We start from the raw sequence: 17,211 nt of genomic DNA, 5'->3' as shown, positions 1-17,211 counted from the left end.
ACTGCGCGAGAAGCGAGCACGGCCCGCAGACCGAAAGCGGGTTCAGGGGCGCGGGGAACTGCGCGAGAAGCGAGCACGGCCCGCAGGCCGAAAGCGGGTTCAGGGGCGCGGGGAACTGCGCGAGAAGCGGGCACGGCCCGTGGGCCGAAGGACGGGCGACCCCCCGGGGTCTGGGCGGAGCCCAGGGCCCCCGGGGGCACCCCGGGTTACGTCGTGCGGCGGCGCCGCGCGCCGGGGCGGCGCTCGCTCGGCCGGGTCACGTGCTCGCCCGCGGACACCGCCGCGTCACGACGAGCCGCCCCGAAGTCCGCCAGCGCCTGCGCGAGCTTGTGGACGGACGGCTCCGGAGCCATGACGTCCACCCGCAGCCCGTGCTCCTCCGCCGTCTTGGCCGTGGCGGGGCCGATACACGCGATCACGGTCACGTTGTGCGGCTTGCCCGCGATGCCGACCAGGTTCCGCACCGTGGAGGAGGAGGTGAACAGGACCGCGTCGAAGCCGCCGCCCTTGATCGCCTCGCGGGTGTCGGCCGGCGGCGGCGAGGCCCGCACGGTCCGGTAGGCCGTGACGTCGTCGACCTCCCAGCCGAGCTCGATCAGGCCCGCCACCAGCGTCTCGGTGGCGATGTCGGCACGCGGCAGGAAGACGCGGTCGATCGGGTCGAAGACCGGGTCGTAGGGCGGCCAGTCCTCCAGGAGACCGGCGGCGGACTGCTCGCCGCTGGGCACCAGGTCCGGCTTGACGCCGAACTCGACCAGCGAGGCGGCCGTCTGCTCGCCGACCGCGGCGACCTTGATACCGGCGAAGGCCCGCGCGTCGAGCCCGTACTCCTCGAACTTCTCGCGCACCGCCTTCACCGCGTTGACCGAGGTGAACGCGATCCACTCGTAGCGGCCCGTCACCAGGCCCTTGACCGCGCGCTCCATCTGCTGGGGCGTGCGCGGCGGTTCGACGGCGATCGTCGGCACCTCGTGCGGCACGGCTCCGTACGACCTGAGCTGGTCGGAGAGCGAGGCGGCCTGCTCCTTGGTGCGCGGTACGAGCACGCGCCAGCCGAACAGCGGCTTGGACTCGAACCACGAGAGCTGGTCGCGCTGAGCAGGGGCACTGCGCTCGCCGACCACGGCTATGACGGCCTGGTGCCCGTCCGGCGAGGGCAGCACCTTCGCCTGCTTGAGCACCTGGGCGACCGAGCCGAGCGTCGCGGACCAGGTCCGCTGGCGCGTGGTGGTGCCCGCGATCGTCACGGACATCGGGGTGTCGGGCTTGCGGCCCGCGGTGACGAGCTCGCCGGCCGCGGCCGCCACCGTCTCCAGGGTGGTGGAGACGACCACCGTCCCGTCGCTCGCGCCGACCTCCGCCCAGCACCGGTCGGAGGCGGTGCGGGCGTCGACGAAGCGGACGTCCGCGCCGCTGGACCCGCTCAGCGGGACACCGGCGTAAGCGGGCACGCCGACCGCGGCGGCCACGCCCGGCACCACCTCGAAGGGGATGCCCTCGGAGGCGCAGGCCAGCATCTCGCCGGTGGCGTCGCCGTCGAGGCCCGGGTCGCCGGAGACGGCACGGACGACCCGCCTGCCGGAGCGCGCGGCCTCCATGACAAGATTGGCGGCATCCCGCAACACAGGGATCCCGGCGGTTGTTGACGCCTCGTCAATGACCGTCAGCTGAGGTGTGTCCACACCTGCCCGCGCGTGCGCGCGAACAACGTCGAGCACTGCGGGCTCGGCGATCAGGACGTCCGCCGACGCCAGCGCCTCCACGGCGCGCAGCGTCAGCAGTCCGGGGTCACCCGGTCCGGCACCGAGGAAGGTGACGTTTCCGGCTGCGGTGGGGTGGGTGGTGGGGCTCAAAGTGCTCGCTCCCCCATAAGACCGGCCGCACCCTTGGCGAGCATCTCGTCCGCGAGTTCGCGTCCGAGGGCCATCGCTTCGTCGTGCGACGTGGGTACGGGACCGGTGGTGGACAGCTGCACCAGCGAGGAACCGTCGGTGGTACCGACAACTCCGCGCAGGCGCATCTCATGAACAACCTGCCCGTCGGCCAGCAGGTCGGCCAGCGCACCCACAGGTGCGCTGCAGCCGGCCTCCAGGGCGGCGAGCAGGGACCGCTCGGCGGTCACGGCGGCCCGGGTGAACGGGTCGTCGAGCTCGGCGAGCGCGGCGGCGAGGTCGGCGTCGGCCGCCGTGCACTCGATCGCCAGGGCCCCCTGGCCGGGGGCGGGCAAAACGGTGTCGACCGACAGGAAGTCGGTCACGACGTCGCTGCGTCCGATGCGGTTGAGCCCGGCGGCGGCCAGGACCACCGCGTCGAGCTCGCCCTTCGCGACGTATCCGACCCGCGTGTCGATGTTGCCGCGGATCGGCACGGTCTCGATGGTGCGGCCGTGGCTGCGGGCGTACGCGTTGAGCTGCGCCATCCGCCGCGGCGAACCGGTGCCCACCCGGGCGCCGTCCGGGAGTTCGGCGAAGGTCAGCCCGTCGCGCGCGACCAGCACGTCGCGCGGGTCCTCGCGCACCGGCACCGCGGCGAGCACCAGGTCGGGGTGCTGGGCGGTGGGCAGGTCCTTGAGGGAGTGCACCGCGAAGTCGACCTCGCCGCGCAGCAGCGCGTCGCGCAGCGCGACGACGAACACACCGGTGCCGCCGATCTGGGCGAGGTGCTCGCGGGAGGTGTCGCCGTACGTGGTGATCTCCACCAGTTCGACGGGGCGCCCGGTCAACTGCCGTACGGCGTCGGCCACATGGCCGGACTGGGCCATGGCGAGCTTGCTGCGCCTGGTCCCGAGTCTCAGTGCTTTCTCGGTCATGACCGCCCTCGGTTCTTGACATCGGCGTCGTTCAGATCGGCCCGGGAGACGGCGGCCACCGTCTCCGGGTCGAGGTCGAAGAGAGTCCGCAGCGCGTCGGCGTACCCGGCGCCGCCGGGTTCGGCGGCGAGCTGCTTGATCCGCACGGTCGGCGCGTGCAGAAGCTTGTCGACGACGCGGCGCACGGTCTGGGTGACCTCGGAGCGCTGCTTGTCGTCCAGCCCCGGAAGCCGGCCCTCCAGGCGGGCGATCTCGCCGGCCACGACCTCGGCGGCCATGGCGCGCAGCGCGACCACGGTGGGCGTGATGTGTGCGGCCCGCTGGGCGGCGCCGAACGCGGCCACCTCGTCGGAGACGATCGAGCGCACCTGGTCCACATCGGCGGCCATGGGCGCGTCGGCGGACGCCTCGGCGAGCGACTCGATGTCGACGAGCCGCACCCCGGGGACGCGGTGCACGGCGGCGTCGATGTCCCGCGGCATGGCGAGGTCGAGCAGCGCCAGCTTCACGGGCCCGGCCGGTACGGGAATGTCGCGGCGGGCACGGGAGATGCGCCGCTGGGTGTTCTCGGCCCAACTGCCGTGCAGCTCAAGGGAGTCGGCGTCGGCACCCGGGGTCGCGGCGGCCGCGCCGTCGGCCCTGAGCGCCTCGTCCACCACCCCGAACCCCGCCACCGCGGCACCCGCGGCCGCCGTACCGGAGAAGTCGACGGGACAGCCCGCGGCGGACGCGGCGGAGGACGACGCGGCGGGCTCGGCCGCCTTCAGCTCCTCGCCGACCGCGGCGGCCACGGCCTCGCCGGTCAGCACCAGGCCCGTCGCGCCGGTGCAGGACACCGCGATGTCGACTCGTGTCAGTTCCCGTGCGACATCGGCCATCGCGACGGCGCGCGCGGCCGTGCCGGTCTCACCGAGGATCTCGACGAGCCGCTCGGCGCGGGCGTGCGTGCGGTTGGCCACCACGATCTCGTCGACGCCGGTCCGCGCCAGCGTCGCGGCCGCGAGCGAGGACATGGAGCCCGCGCCGATGACCAGCGCCCGCTTGCCCTTGGCCCAGCTCTCGACCTCGACCCCGGCGGCGAGCTGTTCCAGCCCGAAGGTGACGAGCGACTGCCCGGCCCGGTCGATGCCGGTCTCGCTGTGGGCGCGCTTGCCGACCCGCAGCGCCTGCTGGAACAGGTCGTTCAGCAGCCGCCCGGCGGTGTGCAGTTCCTGCCCGAGCGCGAGGGTGTCCTTGATCTGCCCGAGGATCTGGCCCTCGCCCACCACCATCGAGTCGAGCCCGCAGGCCACCGAGAAGAGGTGGTGGACGGCCCGGTCCTCGTAGTGCACGTACAGATAGGGGGTGAGCTCCTCGAGGCCGACGCCGCTGTGCTGGGCGAGCAGCGTGGAGAGCTCGGCGACACCCGCGTGGAACTTGTCCACGTCCGCGTACAGCTCGATGCGGTTGCAGGTGGCGAGCACCGCGGCCTCGGCGGCGGGCTCGGCGGCGAGGGTGTCGTGGAGCAGCTTGACCTGCGCGTCCGCGGAGAGGGAGGCCCGCTCCAGGACGCTGACGGGGGCACTGCGGTGGCTCAGGCCGACGACCAGGAGACTCATGCCGGCATCACGGCGGGCATGTCCCCGTCCGGTCCCTTCCGGCCATTGGTCACGGCGCCCCGCACCGGCGGCACGACGGCCGCGGCGGCCTCGGCGACGGCTGCTTCCTCGCCGGCCTTGCGCTGCTCGTGGAAGGCGAGGATCTGGAGCTCGATGGAGAGGTCGACCTTGCGCACGTCGACGCCGTCGGGCACCGAAAGGACCGTCGGCGCGAAGTTGAGAATGGAGGTCACCCCGGCCGCGACGAGGCGGTCGCAGACCTGCTGAGCGGCGCCCGCCGGGGTCGCGATGACCCCGATCGAGACCCCGTTCTCGCTGATGATCTTCTCCAGGTCGTCGGTGTGCTGCACCGGCATCCCGGCCACCGGCTTCCCGGCCATCGCGGGGTCGGCGTCTATCAGGGCCGCGACCCGGAAGCCGCGGGAGGCGAAGCCGCCGTAGTTGGCGAGCGCGGCGCCGAGGTTGCCGATACCGACGATGACAACCGGCCAGTCCTGGGTCAGGCCCAGTTCCCGGGAGATCTGGTAGACGAGATACTCGACGTCGTACCCCACACCGCGGGTGCCGTACGAGCCCAGGTACGAGAAGTCCTTGCGCAGCTTCGCGGAGTTGACCCCCGCGGCGGCCGCGAGTTCCTCCGAGGAGACCGTCGGCACGGAGCGCTCCGAGAGTCCGGTGAGCGCACGCAGATACAGCGGAAGCCTGGCGACGGTGGCCTCGGGGATTCCTCGGCTTCGGGTCGCCGGTCGGTGAGTTCGGCCAGTTGCCACGGTGCTCCTGCGGGATGAGCGGGGCTGCAGGCGGCCACATGTCCCAGGGCCGCCCCGTCGGATGCAGGCTATGTCTTTGTGAACGCGTGCACAAAGATGGTGTCCGCTTTGTCCGAGCAAAGTGACCGGGCTCACGCGACCCGAGGAGCGGATCGCGGAACCACGAACGGGTTCAGTCCGTTCAGGACCCGAAGGGGGCAAAGCCGCACACACTCCTCACAGCGATACCCCCGACCACAGCAAAACGACCATGATGGTAACCGCAACTATCGCGATCGCCCTCATTCGGCTGTTCAACCGCCCACGGCTCGGACGTGCCCGGGATCAGCCGACCAGCGCGCCTCTGAGGCGTACGGGGTCCACGCGCCAGAAGGTGTGCTGCTCGCCGTCGACGAGCACGACCGGAATCTGCTCCCAGTACTCCTTGTACAGGGCCTCGTCCTGGGTGATGTCCTTCTTCTCCCAGGACGCACCCGTCTCGGCACACACGGCCTCGATCACCTCCTGGGCGTCGTCGCACAGATGACAACCGGGCTTCCCGATCAGCGTGACCACCCGGTCGGCAGGGTTCCCGCCCGGCTTCCTCGTACGTCGCAGCAAGGGACTCATGCCTTCCATTCTCCAACCCCCGGCGCACCGGGCGGACCCATACGCCCGGATCGTCCGTTTAACGCGGCGGTCTCGGAGAGTTCACGCCATCGCATCCCGGCGAGTCGGGAAGTTCCGAACAGACTGGCTATGCTCACGACATGGCCGCACTGGGATGGCTCACCCCTCGTAGGCGCTCGGCGACAGCACGCAGCGTGCTGGCCGGCGAGGCCGCAGCCGAGGCAGCCCGCAAGTCCTCGCAGGAACTGGCAGCGCTGGCGGAACTGGCGCAGGCCATGACCGACGAGACTCCGTCGGAGCCCGAGTTCCCCGTCGTCGGGGACGATCTCGCCGCCGCCTTCTTCGACCTCGACAACACCGTGATGCAGGGCGCCGCCCTCTTCCACTTCGGCCGGGGCCTGTACAAGCGGAAGTTCTTCCAGCGCCGCGAGCTCGCGCGGTTCGCCTGGCAGCAGGCCTGGTTCCGGCTCGCCGGGGTCGAGGACCCCGAGCACATGCAGGACGCCCGCGACAGCGCGCTGTCCATCGTCAAGGGCCACCGCGTCTCCGAGCTGATGTCCATCGGCGAGGAGATCTACGACGAGTACATGGCCGACCGCATCTGGCCCGGCACCCGCGCGCTCGCCCAGGCCCACCTCGACGCGGGCCAGAAGGTCTGGCTGGTGACGGCCGCACCGGTCGAGACCGCCACGATCATCGCCCGCCGCCTCGGCCTGACCGGCGCGCTCGGCACGGTCGCCGAGTCCGTGGACGGCGTCTACACGGGACGCCTGGTGGGCGAGCCCCTGCACGGGCCCGCCAAGGCCGAGGCCGTCCGGGCGCTGGCCGCGGCCGAGGGGCTCGACCTGACCCGCTGCGCCGCGTACAGCGATTCGCACAACGACATCCCGATGCTCTCGCTCGTCGGCCACCCCTACGCGATCAACCCCGACGCCAAGCTCCGCAAGCACGCCCGCGAGCGCGAATGGCGGCTGCGCGACTACCGCACGGGGCGCAAGGCCGCGAAGGTCGGCATCCCGGCCGCGGCCGGCGTCGGCGCGCTGGCGGGCGGCACGGCCGCCGCGGTCGCGCTGCACCGTCGCCGCCGGTAACCGCTCCCCTTCCTCAGCCGCGGTCGGCCAGGTGGCCGACCGCGCGCTCGGCGACCCCGGACGCCACCCTCCGCAGCCACGGGCCGTCAGCACCGGTCGCCGGCCGCCGGAATATTCGATTGTGGGGGTTTCGCCCCATCCCCCTTGGCCCGCCAGCCCCGTTGCCCACACCCGGGCACAACAGATCCCCGGCGCGGACAGATCCGGAAGCAAATCGATCAAGTTTTGCTCACGTTGTGCGACTTGAACCGCTCCGGAGACGTAACAGAAGCGACGGAATCGACGATTTGAGCAACTGGGTGTAGCGCTCCCTGCACGAAGCGTTATTCTCCTCAGACGCAATCCGGAACCCGTACATCGCCACGATGGGTGAACGGTTCCGCACTGCACGTGATGGAAGCTCTGCCTCTGGGAGTCCCGTGTACCCACACGTCGGGGTTGACGCCTCGGGCCTGGCTACGCTGCGCGGGGCGGTCGTCGACCGCCTGCGCGTCTTCGTCCCCACCGCGTACGCCGGCGCCCCTGCCTTCGCCACCGCAACACCTGTCGGGCCCTGCTATGCCCTGGCCGACGGCGGTGCCGCAGTCGGTAGACGGAGCGGCGGCCGCAGCACGGGCACGTCCGCGACGCCCACCGCCCGCCGGCCCACCGCCGACAGCGACAGCGCCCGCATGATGGACCTCGTCGAGCGCGCCCAGGCCGGCGAGGCCGACGCCTTCGGCCGGCTCTACGACCAGTACAGCGACACCGTCTACCGCTACATCTACTACCGCGTCGGCGGCAAGGCGACGGCCGAGGACCTCACCAGCGAGACGTTCCTGCGCGCCCTGCGCCGGATCTCCACCTTCACCTGGCAGGGCCGCGACTTCGGCGCCTGGCTGGTCACGATCGCGCGCAACCTGGTCGCCGACCACTTCAAGTCGAGCCGATTCCGGCTCGAAGTGACCACCGGCGAAATGCTCGACGCCAACGAGGTCGAGCGCTCCCCCGAGGACTCCGTCCTGGAGTCGCTCTCCAACGCCGCCCTGCTCGAAGCCGTGCGCAAGCTCAACCCGCAGCAGCAGGAGTGCGTCACCCTGCGCTTCCTCCAGGGCCTCTCGGTCGCCGAGACCGCCCGTGTCATGGGCAAGAACGAGGGCGCGATCAAGACCCTCCAGTACCGCGCCGTACGCACCCTCGCCCGGCTCCTCCCGGACGACGCCCGCTGACCGCCCGGCCCCTCCGGACGGCCCCCGCCGACCCGCCGAGAGCGGGTCCAACTCACCATCCGTGAGCCCCCGATGACGCTGTGGTCCGATCATCCTTCGTCCGTAACCCAAGTGCCGAGTCCGTCGTTGTGCGGGATGAAGGCTCCCTGTGGTCACGCCATGTCCACGGCCGCTCACTCGATCGTGTGGATGTGCTCAAGGCGTGCAACCTTCCAGGCCCCTTGGGGAGTCGACCGTGATGACGAGAGGAGGTGCCGCCAGTGATCGCGAACGTATCGGCGCACCGGCGGGCGAACGCCTTCGCCCAGGCCCTGGAAGAAGCCTCGGCGGCCGACCAGGAGACACCCGAGACCGGCCCGGCCGAACCGGCCGAAACCGGCGGGCTGTTGACTCTGGCGGGTGGGCTCGGCGAACTGCCGAAGCCGGAGATGGATCCGCAGGTCAAGGTCGAGCAGCGGGCGCTGCTCATGGCCGAGATGGAGCGGATGTTCGCCGGCGGCGGTGCCGTCGACCCTCAGGTGCCCGAGCAGCGGACCGGCCGCGGCGCCCACCGGGCGACCTCGCTCCGGAAATTGCGACCCCGCTCCCGCTGGTCCAAGGGCATTGCGGCGGGCGGACTCAGCATCGGTGTGGCCGCGGGCGCGTTCAGCGGCGTGGCCGCTGCCAGTTCCGACGCCCTTCCCGGTGATTCCCTGTACGGGCTGAAACGCGGCATGGAGGACCTCAAGCTCGGCATGGCCGACGACGACGCGAGCCGGGGCGAGCTCTACCTCGACCAGGCCTCGACCCGGCTCTCCGAGGCGAGACGCCTCATGGAGCGGGGCCGCGCGGGCGACCTCGACCACGAACAGCTCGGCGAGGTCCGGCGCGCCCTCAACGGCATGGAGCACGACGCCTCCGAAGGCCACCGTCTGCTGCACCAGGCCTACGCCAGGGACGGCTCGCTCGGCCCCATCGCCGCCCTGAACTCCTTCGCCCAGGCGCACCGCGCGAGCTGGAGCAAGCTCCGCGGCAAGCTCCCCGCCCAGCTGACCGACGTCGGCGACAAGGTGAGCTCGGTCTTCGCCGCCATAGACCAAGAGGTCGAGCCGCTGCAGTCACTGCTGCCGAAGGCGTCGTCCACCACGCACAGCAGGCAGAGCCCCTCGCACCCCGGCGGCTCCTCGGGCGCCACCCACCCCTCCACACCGTCCTCGTCCACGTCCTCGGGCCACACCGCCCCGAGCACCGGCGGAAAGCCGCAGCCCTCGGGCTCCCCGTCCGGCGAGGGCCTGCTCGGCGGCAACACCGGCGGCCTGTTCGAGCCGGGCAAGGGCGGCACCGCCCCCGCCCCCACCGGCAAGTCCCCGAACAAGCCCCCGGTCCCGAACGTCACCCTGCCCCCGCTCCTGCCGGGCCTCCTGCCGGGCCTGGGCATCGACGCCGACAAGGCGGAGTAGGGGTTCGCCTACCAACGCACTGGAGGGGCCGGGATTTCCCGGCCCCTCCAGTCGTCGTGCACGGGAACCTCACAGGAACCCGGAAGAACGCGCGGCGGACAAACCCGGAGACTTCAGAAGAACTCAGAAGAACACGGACCGCCGCTGCACGAGCAGCTTGTACAGCGTGTGCTGGATCTGCTCCCGCACCTGGTCCGTCAGGTTGAACATCAGCATCGGGTCCTCGGCCGCCTCCGGCGGATAGCCGTCGGTCGGGATCGGCTCGCCGAACTGGATCGTCCACTTCGTCGGCAGCGGCACCAGGCCCGCGGGCCCCAGCCAGGGGAACGTCGGCGTGATCGGGAAGTACGGGAACCCGAGCAGCCGGGCCAGCGTCTTGGCGTTCCCGATCATCGGGTAGATCTCCTCGGCGCCCACGATCGAGCACGGCACGATGGGCGTGCCGGCCTTCAGCGCGGTCGACACGAAACCGCCCCGTCCGAAGCGCTGCAACTTGTACCGCTCGCCGAACGGCTTGCCGATGCCCTTGAACCCCTCGGGCATCACCCCCACGACCTCACCGCGCTCCAGGAGCGCCTGGGCGTCCTCCGAGCAGGCCAGGGTGTGCCCGGCCTTGCGGGCGAGCTCGTTGACGACCGGCAGCATGAACACCAGGTCGGCCGCGAGCAGCCGCAGATGGCGCCCGGCCGGGTGGTGGTCGTGGACGGCCACCTGCATCATCAGCCCGTCCAGCGGCAGCGTCCCGGAGTGGTTGGCGACGACCAGCGCCCCGCCCTCGGCCGGGATGTTCTCGACGCCCTTCACCTCGACCCGGAAGTACTTCTCGTAGAACGGCCGCAGGATCGACATCAGGACCTGGTCGGTCAGCTCCTTGTCGTAGCCGAACTCGTCGACGTCGTACTCGCCGGTGATCCGCCGCCGCAGGAACGACAGGCCGCCCGCGATGCGCCGGTCCCAGCCGCCGCGCTGCTCCCGCGCGTCGGCCGGGACCGGCGTACGGGCCTCGGAGGGCTGCTCCACGGGCTCCTGCGCCCGGGGCAGGGGGCTGACCTGGGGGGCAAGGGGGGCGAGCGGCCCCGGCCCCGGCTCGGCCTTGCGGCGGCCCGGGACGGGGCGCCTGCGGCCGGTGCGCTGCGCGCTCTGGCGCGAGCGGTCGTCGTCGAACGGGATGACCTTGGCGTCCGCCATCGTTGGTGCGCTCCTCATTCCGCGTTCGAAGGGGTGGTGACCGTGGCGGGTACCCCGCCCGGGAAGGGTGCGAACGGCAGACCCGCCACCCGGTCCACGGCCCTGGCCAGCGTGTCGGGCGGCAGCAGCCCCGGCCCCCTGCTGCGGGCGAAGTCCGTGAAGGCCTCGGCGGTCGTGTACTGGGGCTCGTAGCCCAGCGTCTCGCGCATCTGGGCCGTGCTGACCACCCGGCCGTGCGTGAGCAAACGAATCTGCTCCGGCGAGAAGTCGGTCACCCCGACCGTCCTGAGCGCGCTGCCGACCCAGCGGACGGCGGGCAGCAGGAACGGCACCGTGGGCCTGCCCAGCCGCCGCGAACACTGCGACAGGAGCAGCACGCCCTCCCCCGCGACGTTGAAGGTCCCGCTGTTGAGTGTCCCGCGCCGGGGCTCGCCCGACGCGATCCGCAGCACGTCGATCACGTCGTCCTCGTGGACGAACTGGAGCCGCGGGTCGTAGCCGAACACCGTCGGCAGCACCGGCAGCGAGAAGTACTCGGCGAGCGGCGAGTCGGCGCTCGGCCCCAGGATGTTCGCGAAGCGCAGCACGCACACCGCGACATCGGGCCGCCGCCGGGCGAAGCCGCGCACATACCCCTCGACCTCGACGGCGTCCTTCGCGAAGCCACCGCTGGGCAGCGACTTCGGCGGGGTCGTCTCGGTGAACACCGCCGGATCGCGCGGCGCGGACCCGTACACGCTCGTACTCGACTTCACGACGAGCCGCTTCACCGTCGGCGACTTCTGGCAGGCGCCGAGCAACTGCATCGTGCCGATGACGTTGGTTTCCTTGACCGTGGTGCGCCCACCGCCGGAGCTCAGCGGCGTGCCGGTCACATCCATGTGCACGACGGTGTCCACCGCGTGCTCGGCGAGCACCTTCGCGATCGCCGGCTGGCGGATGTCCGCCTGTACGAACACGGCACCACCCAGACGGTGCCCCGGCCGGACCACATCGACCCCGATCACCTGGTCGACCTCGGGATCCCGCTGGATCCGCCGCACGAGACGGCCACCCAGCTGCCGGGCCACTCCGGTGACGAGCACGACCTTCCCCAAGATCAGCGCCTTCCTTCGGCCTTCGGTACGCCCCTACGCCCTATGCGCCACCGTAGCGGCTGGATGTTGCGCGGCGATGACCACGTGCGCCCGCATGGCCGAGAAACTGCGTCCGTGTACGCCACAGCCCTCCCACCGACGATGCGGTGGGAGGGCTGCGATCTCACGAACAGCGCTCGCTTACTTCTTGTTGCGACGCTGAACGCGCGTGCGCTTGAGCAGCTTGCGGTGCTTCTTCTTGGCCATCCGCTTGCGCCGCTTCTTGATAACAGAGCCCACGACTACCCTCGCTCACTTCTTCTCACTCGGTGCGGGGCGTCTGGGCCCACACGACCTACGTCGGCCTAGCCTACCTGCCGCCGAGTGAGGGACGTAATCCGAGGGGAGCGGGGAGCTCCCTCAGGCCGTCTCCACCCCCACAAAGGACTCGCGGAGATACTCGTGAACTGCTTGCTCCGGAACCCGGAAGGACCTGCCCACCCGGATCGCCGGCAGATGACCGCTGTGCACCAAGCGGTACACGGTCATCTTTGACACTCGCATCACCGAGGCGACTTCCGCCACGGTCAGGAACTTGACCTCGTTGAGAGGCCTGTCACTCCCAGCAGCCATGACCCACCTGTACCTTCCGCACCCAACGCGCACCGGCTTCCCCTCCGGTGACTCAACGTCGCTGTGCGCTCACTCCCCAGACTAGGGGCGGGTGGTGCGAGTGGGGAAGAGGAGCTGCCATCGGCCGCCTACCGTGACAGACACGCTCGATTGAGTACATAGCGAGTAAGCGGCCGGTAGTAATCAGACCGCACAGCGTCATCAAGCGGAACGGCCACGGCCACCCGCCCCTCGGCCTCGCCGACGAACAGCGCGGGGTCGTCCGTATCGGCGAGACCGACCGCCTCGATACCCAGCTGACCTGCCCCGCAGACCCATCCGTGATCTCCGATCACCAGATCGGGAACCCGGCCGGAACCCCCCGCCGAGGCCCCCAGAGCGACCCGAACCGGGAGCGGCGAATGGGAGTGCGCGCCGGTTTCGCTCCCGGCTCCCCGCGCGCCGGGTTCCCGCACCAACGCGACTCCCCGTACGTAGTCAAGGTTGTACGTACGTACCCCGAACCGGGTCGTTATGTCGACAGAGCTACCCTGCGCGGGGGTGAGAACAGGGCATCCCGCCGCCGACAAAGCGTCCGCCAGGGCGGCGTAGAAGCCGAGCAGACGGTGCGGATGACCGGTCCCGAGCAGCACCGCGCCCCGCCTCGACGCCACCTCGCCGAGCCGCGCCGCGAAGGCGTCGAGCCCCGCCAACGTCCGTTCCGGGTCGATGACATCGGGCCCGCTGACGTGCCCGGGGTCGTCGCTCACCCCGCACTTGTCCGCCATCAGCCGCAGCAAGTCCCGCTCGCCCCAGCCCCATTCGGGATCGAGCCCCAGCGTCACGCGCGGGTCCCGCGCCGCGAACAGCCGATAGCTGCGCAGGCTCTCCTCCCGCGAGGTGGCCACCGGCCCGGCCAGCCTGGCCGCCAGAAGATGCGCCCGCAGCGCCCCGATGCTCAACACCCGACGATGCTCCCGCAGACGCCCCCGCCCCGCGCCAATAACCCCCACCATCCCCACACTTGGCGTAACGCCGCCCCCCCCTTCCCTGCGGTCTGCGCCCTGCCCGGCGGGGGTTCGGCCGCGGACCGTGCGCGGTTTCTCGCGCCCCTGGCCCACCCGGCGGGTTGGGCTGCGGCCCGCGCGCAGTGCGCCCCTGGCAGGGTGCAGGTCGCCCAGCACGGCAACTTCAGCCCACCGGCGGGGGTTCGACTGCGGACCGTGCGTGGTTGATCGCGCAGTTCCCCGCGCCCCTAGCGGCACGCTTCCGGCCCGCACCGGCACCTTCAACCCGCTCCCAACTCGCGCGCCCTCGGCGGGATGTACGGCGGCAAGCACGGCAACCTCAGCCCACCCGGCCGGGATTCGACTGCCGACCGTGCGTGGTTTCTCGCGCAGTTCCCCGCGCCCCTGGCGGCACGCTTCCGGCCCGCACCGGCGTCTTCAGCCTGCTCGCGACTCGCGCGTCCCTGGCAGGGCTGCACTTGTCGGGGTGCCCGTGTGGGCATCCCAGCCCGTCCGGCGTTTGAGGACGAGCGCCGTTCAGGCGCGAACGGGGGTGCAGGGGGCGGAGCCCCCGGGGAGGCCGGTTCCCCCGGAGGGTCTCGGGAAGGGGCGGGGTGGGGAAACTCCCCCTACGCCAACAACCCCCGCAGCGGAAACGCCGCCCGCCGAGTAGCCAGCACCGCCTGGTCGAGCCGATCCGCAGGGTCGTACCCCGCGTCCCACGACCGCCACGAAACGGTCCGCCCGTCCGTCATCCGCCCCGGCCCCAACTGCCGCGTACGCGCATACACTTCGTCCCGCCAGGACGCCGGAATCACCGACTCGGGATCGAGCGGCGCATGCCCCGCGATCCCCACCAGATGCGTCCAGGACCGCGGCACGACATCGACCACCGCATACCCCCCGCCCCCGAGCGCGACCCACTTCGCCCCCTCGACGTACTCGTGCGCCAGCGAGTGACAGGCCGCCTGCACGGCCCGCTGCGCGTCGAGCGACACGGCCAGATGGGCCAGCGGATCCTCGAAGTGCGTGTCGGCCCCGTGCTGAGTGACGAGCACCTGCGGCCGGAAATCGGCGATCAGCTCCGGCACCACGGCGTGGAACGCCCGCAGCCACCCCTCGTCCCCCGTCCCCGCGGGCAGCGCGAGATTGACCGCGGAGCCCTCGCCGGGCCCGTCCGCCCCGGTCTCCTCGGGCCACCCGGTGCCGGGGAACAGCAGCCGGGGATGCTCGTGCAGCGAGATCGTCAGGACCCGCGGGTCCTCCCAGAACGCCGCCTGCACCCCGTCCCCGTGGTGCACGTCCACATCCACGTACGCGACCCGCTCGACCCCCAGCTCAAGCAGCCGCGCGATCGCGAGGGCGGCATCGTTGTAGACGCAGAACCCGGACGCCCCGCCCGGCATCGCGTGGTGCAGCCCGCCCGCGAAGTTGACCGCGTGCGCGGCCTCCCCCGCCCACACCGCCTCGGCCGCGGCGACCGACTGCCCGGCGATCAGCGCGGAGGCCTCGTGCATCCCGGGGAACGCGGGATCGTCCATCGTGCCCAGCCCGTACGAGGCATCGGCTGCGGCCGGGTTCAGCGAGGCCGCCCGCACCGCGTCCACGTAGTCCTCGCGGTGCACGAGCCGCAGCGTGGAGTCCCCGGCGGGCGCCGCGGCCACCACGTCCACCTGCTTGTCCAGCCCGTACGCCCGCACCAGACCCATGGTCAGCGCGAGCCGCACCGGGTCCATCGGATGGCTCGACCCGAAGTCGTAGCGCGTGACAGCTTCATCCCACATCAACAGTGCGCGGCCGCTCATGCCCGCCACCGTATCGGGCGGCCTCCGCGCCGAACGAGCGGGCGTACACCAGCGTCAGCAGCACCAGGACCATCGGCACGAGCATCGCCCCGCGGTAGCTCCACGCGTCGCCGATCGCCCCCACCAGCGGCGAGCCGACGAGGAAGCCGACGTAGTTGAAGATGTTGAGCCGCGCGACCGCCGCGTCGCTGGCGCCAGGAAACAGCCGCCCGGCCGCCGCGAAGGTCTGCGGCACGATCACGCACAGCCCGAACCCGAGCAGCGTGAATCCGGCCATCCCCACCCAGGGCCCGGGCGCGGCCGCCACCACGGCGAACCCGGCCGCCGCGAGCACCGTCCCGAACCGCACCACGGCCACCGCCCCGAACCGCCGCACCCCGAAGTCCCCGGCGGCCCGCCCGAGCAGCGTGGTGACCATGTAGACGTTGTACGGGACCGTCGACAGCTGCTCGGAACTGCCCAGCGTGTCCTGGAGGTACTTGGCGCTCCAGTTGGAGACGGTCGAGTCCCCGATGTACGCGAAGCTCATCACCAGGCACAGCGGCAACAGCAGCCGGAACACCAGGGGCTTGGCCCCCGCGCCCTCACCCGCCACCGCCTCCGCGGCCGAGTCCCCGTCCACGTACCACCGGCTCGCCACCAGACACAGCGGCAGCAGCACGGCCACCACCGGCAGGTACGACACGAGCAGCGACAGGTGCCAGTGCGCCCCCACCCAGGCGAGCGAGGCACCCCCGATCCCCCCGAGGCTGTACGAGGCGTGGAAGCCGAGCATGATGCTGCGCCCGTACGTCCGCTGGAGGCTGACGCCGAGCATGTTCATCGAGGCGTCCAGCGCGCCCACCGCGAGCCCGAACGCGCCGAGCGCCAGCCCGGCCTGCCACATCCGCTCGCCCGCCCCGGCCCCGAGCAGCGCCAGGAGCACGGCCGGCTGGGCGAACCGCAGCACCACGCTCGGCCGGACCCGCTTGATCAGCTGCTCGGTGCAGACGCTGCCGGCCCCCGCGAGGATCGGCACGGCCGCGAGGAAGACGGGCAGCAGGCCGTCGGATATGCCGTACCGGTCCTGGATCGCGGGTATGCGGGTCACCAGGAGGGCGAAGGCCATGCCCTGCGCGAAGAAACTCACCGCCAGGGACGCCCTGCCGTGTCTCAGGCGTGCGTCAGTCATGGCCGCAGAGCCTAGGGCCGTTACTTACTCCTGGGTAGAGAGATCACCCGAGCAATCCGAGCAGCTGCCCCATGTCGTCGAAGTACCCGTTGGCGCCCTCCAGCCGCTCCGCGGGCGTCATGGCCGTGAACCCGTACACGTCCATCCCCGCGGCCCGCGCGGCGGCCACCCCGAGCCGACTGTCCTCGATCACGGCACACCGCTCGGGCGCGAACCCCATCCGCTCGGCCGCGAGCAGGAACAGGTCCGGCGCCGGCTTGCCCCGCCCGACGTCCTCCGCGGAGAACACCCACTCCTCCTCGAACCACTCGTCGAGCCCGGTCCTGCGGTGCCCGACCCTGATCCGCTCGTGCGTCCCGGACGACGCCACGCAGTACGGCACCCCGTCCGCGACCAGCTTGCCGAGTACGTCGGTGACTCCGGCGACGGGCTGCAATTCCTGCTCGAACGCGGCGAACACCCGGGCGTGCAGCGTCTCGTCGAAGTCCACCGGCAGCGTCCGCCCGGTCCGCTCCTGAATCAGATCGTGTACGCGGTGAACGGCGGCCCCCATGTAGTCGCGCAGCGATTCCTCGTACGAGGTGGGGTGGCCGAGTTCGGTGAGATACCCGGACAGGATGGTGTTCGAGATGGGCTCGCTGTCGACGAGCACGCCGTCGTTGTCGAAGATGATGAGGTCGTAGCGCATGACTCGACCTTAAACGCAGAAAAGCCCCGCACCGTGACCCATCCAGGTCTGGTGCGGGGCTTTCCCCACAATTTGTTCGGCGGCGTCCTACTCTCCCACAGGGTCCCCCCTGCAGTACCATCGGCGCTGAAAGGCTTAGC

The 17,211-nt window shown here is 71.4% G+C and carries 16 protein-coding genes and 1 rRNA gene; 3 read left to right on the top strand and 14 right to left on the bottom strand.

The genetic code is table 11. The annotated features are described in order from the left end of the window. Positions 1–206: 206 nt before the first annotated feature. The 5 genes from AC07F3_RS35220 to AC07F3_RS35200 form a co-directional block, all read right to left on the bottom strand. Positions 207–1,853: a bifunctional uroporphyrinogen-III C-methyltransferase/uroporphyrinogen-III synthase gene (locus tag AC07F3_RS35220; RefSeq protein WP_479118744.1), complete on the bottom strand. Its 1,647-nt coding sequence runs from the start codon at positions 1,851–1,853 to the stop codon at positions 207–209. Next, positions 1,850–2,809 carry a hydroxymethylbilane synthase gene (hemC, locus tag AC07F3_RS35215; RefSeq protein WP_479118743.1) on the bottom strand — a complete coding sequence of 320 codons (960 nt, stop codon included), beginning with the start codon at positions 2,807–2,809 and terminating at the stop codon, positions 1,850–1,852. Before hemC ends, AC07F3_RS35220 begins: the two co-directional genes overlap by 4 nt. Then, on the bottom strand, positions 2,806–4,407 hold the full coding sequence (locus AC07F3_RS35210) for a glutamyl-tRNA reductase (RefSeq protein WP_479118742.1): 1,602 nt from the start codon (positions 4,405–4,407) through the stop codon (positions 2,806–2,808). The genes hemC and AC07F3_RS35210 overlap by 4 nt, the downstream gene beginning before the upstream one ends. Next, complete coding sequence (locus tag AC07F3_RS35205; RefSeq protein ID WP_479118740.1) at positions 4,404–5,177, bottom strand: redox-sensing transcriptional repressor Rex; 774 nt, start codon at positions 5,175–5,177, stop codon at positions 4,404–4,406. Before AC07F3_RS35205 ends, AC07F3_RS35210 begins: the two co-directional genes overlap by 4 nt. A gap of 324 nt (positions 5,178–5,501) precedes the next feature. Beyond that, positions 5,502–5,786, bottom strand: coding sequence for a glutaredoxin family protein (locus tag AC07F3_RS35200; protein ID WP_479118739.1), 285 nt, complete (start codon positions 5,784–5,786; stop codon positions 5,502–5,504). Positions 5,787–5,926: 140 nt separating this feature from the next. Between AC07F3_RS35200 and AC07F3_RS35195 the strand changes: the two genes are divergently transcribed. The 3 genes from AC07F3_RS35195 to AC07F3_RS35185 all read left to right on the top strand — a co-directional run bounded on the left by AC07F3_RS35195 (position 5,927) and on the right by AC07F3_RS35185 (position 9,524). Beyond that, complete coding sequence (locus tag AC07F3_RS35195; protein WP_479118737.1) at positions 5,927–6,877, top strand: HAD family hydrolase; 951 nt, start codon at positions 5,927–5,929, stop codon at positions 6,875–6,877. A gap of 419 nt (positions 6,878–7,296) precedes the next feature. Continuing rightward, a complete protein-coding gene (locus tag AC07F3_RS35190; protein ID WP_053724590.1) occupies positions 7,297–8,085 on the top strand; it encodes an ECF subfamily RNA polymerase sigma factor, BldN family in 789 nt (262 codons plus the stop codon). A 260-nt stretch (positions 8,086–8,345) separates the two neighbouring features. Beyond that, positions 8,346–9,524, top strand: a complete 1,179-nt coding sequence (locus AC07F3_RS35185) for a DUF5667 domain-containing protein (protein WP_479118735.1) — start codon at positions 8,346–8,348, stop codon at positions 9,522–9,524. 123 nt (positions 9,525–9,647) lie between these two features. Here the strand turns inward: AC07F3_RS35185 and AC07F3_RS35180 are convergent, their stop codons facing one another. The 9 genes from AC07F3_RS35180 to rrf all read right to left on the bottom strand — a co-directional run. Then, a complete protein-coding gene (locus AC07F3_RS35180) occupies positions 9,648–10,712 on the bottom strand; it encodes a lysophospholipid acyltransferase family protein (RefSeq protein ID WP_479118734.1) in 1,065 nt (354 codons plus the stop codon). A gap of 14 nt (positions 10,713–10,726) precedes the next feature. Then, on the bottom strand, positions 10,727–11,809 hold the full coding sequence (locus AC07F3_RS35175; protein WP_479118733.1) for an NAD-dependent epimerase/dehydratase family protein: 1,083 nt from the start codon (positions 11,807–11,809) through the stop codon (positions 10,727–10,729). Positions 11,810–11,989: 180 nt separating this feature from the next. Beyond that, a complete protein-coding gene (locus tag AC07F3_RS35170) occupies positions 11,990–12,088 on the bottom strand; it encodes a 30S ribosomal protein bS22 (RefSeq protein WP_003948845.1) in 99 nt (32 codons plus the stop codon). Positions 12,089–12,208: 120 nt separating this feature from the next. Then, positions 12,209–12,421 (bottom strand): helix-turn-helix domain-containing protein, encoded by a 213-nt coding sequence (locus AC07F3_RS35165; protein ID WP_159030439.1) that lies wholly within the window; start codon positions 12,419–12,421, stop codon positions 12,209–12,211. 128 nt (positions 12,422–12,549) lie between these two features. Further along, a complete protein-coding gene (locus tag AC07F3_RS35160) occupies positions 12,550–13,365 on the bottom strand; it encodes a phosphatase (RefSeq protein WP_479118732.1) in 816 nt (271 codons plus the stop codon). Positions 13,366–14,036: 671 nt separating this feature from the next. Next, complete coding sequence (locus tag AC07F3_RS35155; protein ID WP_479118731.1) at positions 14,037–15,212, bottom strand: acetoin utilization protein AcuC; 1,176 nt, start codon at positions 15,210–15,212, stop codon at positions 14,037–14,039. Next, on the bottom strand, positions 15,181–16,383 hold the full coding sequence (locus AC07F3_RS35150; RefSeq protein WP_479118729.1) for an MFS transporter: 1,203 nt from the start codon (positions 16,381–16,383) through the stop codon (positions 15,181–15,183). The genes AC07F3_RS35155 and AC07F3_RS35150 overlap by 32 nt, the downstream gene beginning before the upstream one ends. A 43-nt stretch (positions 16,384–16,426) precedes the next feature. Continuing rightward, complete coding sequence (locus AC07F3_RS35145) at positions 16,427–17,071, bottom strand: HAD family hydrolase (RefSeq protein WP_479118727.1); 645 nt, start codon at positions 17,069–17,071, stop codon at positions 16,427–16,429. A 74-nt stretch (positions 17,072–17,145) separates the two neighbouring features. Beyond that, a 5S ribosomal RNA gene (gene rrf / locus AC07F3_RS35140) occupies positions 17,146–17,211 on the bottom strand; the annotation flags it as partial.

This window comes from Streptomyces sp. NPDC045846 (assembly GCF_056431605.1).
This window is presented reverse-complemented; position numbering and strand designations above follow the sequence as displayed.

Excerpts from the sequence above, each read along its gene's own strand:
- hemC (WP_479118743.1), bottom strand. The coding sequence starts at position 2,809 with ATGACCGAGAAAGCACTGAGACTCGGGACCAGGCGCAGCAAGCTCGCC.
- AC07F3_RS35210 (WP_479118742.1), bottom strand. The coding sequence starts at position 4,407 with ATGAGTCTCCTGGTCGTCGGCCTGAGCCACCGCAGTGCCCCCGTCAGC.
- AC07F3_RS35200 (WP_479118739.1), bottom strand. The coding sequence starts at position 5,786 with ATGAGTCCCTTGCTGCGACGTACGAGGAAGCCGGGCGGGAACCCTGCC.
- AC07F3_RS35195 (WP_479118737.1), top strand. The coding sequence starts at position 5,927 with ATGGCCGCACTGGGATGGCTCACCCCTCGTAGGCGCTCGGCGACAGCA.
- AC07F3_RS35180 (WP_479118734.1), bottom strand. The coding sequence starts at position 10,712 with ATGGCGGACGCCAAGGTCATCCCGTTCGACGACGACCGCTCGCGCCAG.
- AC07F3_RS35165 (WP_159030439.1), bottom strand. The coding sequence starts at position 12,421 with ATGGCTGCTGGGAGTGACAGGCCTCTCAACGAGGTCAAGTTCCTGACC.
- AC07F3_RS35155 (WP_479118731.1), bottom strand. The coding sequence starts at position 15,212 with ATGAGCGGCCGCGCACTGTTGATGTGGGATGAAGCTGTCACGCGCTAC.
- AC07F3_RS35150 (WP_479118729.1), bottom strand. The coding sequence starts at position 16,383 with ATGACTGACGCACGCCTGAGACACGGCAGGGCGTCCCTGGCGGTGAGT.
- AC07F3_RS35145 (WP_479118727.1), bottom strand. The coding sequence starts at position 17,071 with ATGCGCTACGACCTCATCATCTTCGACAACGACGGCGTGCTCGTCGAC.